Source organism: Cupriavidus sp. 01L46 (assembly GCF_056399905.1).
This window is the reverse complement of the sequence record NZ_JBFTSF010000579.1, coordinates 1-1,524: the sequence shown is the minus strand read 5'-3', so window position 1 is coordinate 1,524 and position 1,524 is coordinate 1. Positions and strand designations below refer to the sequence as shown.

The following is a 1,524-nucleotide window of genomic DNA, read 5'->3' as shown; positions in this document are numbered from 1 at the left end:
ACCCCATTCTCAAGAACTGGTTTTTATGTGCAGATGGGAAAGATGAAGGTCTGACGCACAATGTTCTTCTGGACCGGAGCAGCCTCCTGCGTGAGATAGCGTCCTGGAAAGACTCGGATTCCGATGTCAATGACATGAGTTTTGTTCTTTGGAATGGTGTGTCCGATCCGCTCAAAGGCGGACTTTCGATCACCTACCACGCAAGAAGTGGTGGTTCGCTRCCAGCGGGCATCGAATTTTCCGAAGCAGGGACATTGATTCGTTGTTTACAAGATCCTCGACAGGGCATTGTCGAATTGATGGCCACGGCTACCGATCTCTGGCCGGAGATTTACTGGGGCGTGGCCGCCCCCAGTGAATACTTGCGCAAGCAGCGGACCTTTCAGGACCGGCAGACAGTCGGTTGGATCGGCTACTGCCCTCATCCATTGCCAACGGCCGACTTCCCGGACCTTGCTGAGCTACGACCCACGCGATCCCAAGGAACCATCATCGTTTCCTGTGCCGACATCATGGACGAGAAGAACGTCCAGCACGTGAAGGTCGTGGGTGAATCCGATATCAAATTGATGGAACTCGGGCTTTTGCCTGCGCGGTCTTGAGTCGGAATGCCTATCCGAACCACAGTACCGCGCTCAGAGCGCCCATAACCATGCCGGCCAGCGGCCCAGCCCATCACTGACCGGACATACGTAAGTCATTGCGCCGGCAGGCGAGTTCATTGAACGTCTGATCCTGAAGATACCGAACTTCCGCTTTGGGTCGCGAACGGCAGTTTGTCGCGGCTTGCTGAATGGCCGTTCCTCGGCCAAGGCAGCCATCAATTGAAGATGGCTTCTTGGGCCCAGAGACCTAGTCACCGATGCGCAAGCATTTGGCGGCATGGTTGTTGGCCCAATCACCGTTGAGCCGACGGGCAGTCTTGAACTCACTGGCATGTGTTGCTCTTCAGTGCTAGTCCGCGGCACTGCCGTCATCTCCGGAAGAATGCGACCCTATGGGGCGTATGCGATGGACCGTCCTACGCAAGCACGGGCCGTCATAGCACGCGAGAGAGTTCTTCGATCACGATATCGCCGTAGTCCGGATCCTTGATGGAGAACTCTCCTACGCCACCCACCGGGTCCAGGTTCAGGAAGACTTCACCCTCGCCGCCCCGTAGAAACATCTTCGTCGCGATCCAATTTCCAGCAGGCGTACTCGAAAACGTGCCGGCTATCTGGTTACCCGCAGGCTTGCCCGGCGATGCGCCGATGGTCACCTGCACGTTGCCATCCGTCCTGCTTAACCCGGTCCCCAGAATTGCCACGCCGAAAGGAAGCAACTTGACTTTATCAGTCATGGGCTTCGGCTCCCTGGCCATTAGTGCCGCAGAGAGCCGCTGGACCAATACGCGGGAGTCAGAGCCTTCCACGCCAGCGATGCTGCCTTTCGAGAAGGAAAACGGCATATTCGTGTCGCGATTGGGTTGTGTCATCTGTATGGAGATCAGGAACTTGGCAGTGGAACCCCACGACTCATGGG

The 1,524-nt window shown here is 56.7% G+C and carries 2 protein-coding genes; one reads left to right on the top strand and one right to left on the bottom strand.

The annotated features are described in order from the left end of the window. The coding region (locus AC1DS3_RS38535) for a hypothetical protein (RefSeq protein WP_477129352.1) at positions 1-602 on the top strand (602 nt) is incomplete at its 5' end. Positions 603-1,039: 437 nt separating this feature from the next. Here AC1DS3_RS38535 and AC1DS3_RS38530 read toward each other — a convergent pair. After that, the coding region (locus AC1DS3_RS38530) for a hypothetical protein (protein ID WP_477129351.1) at positions 1,040-1,524 on the bottom strand (485 nt) is incomplete at its 5' end.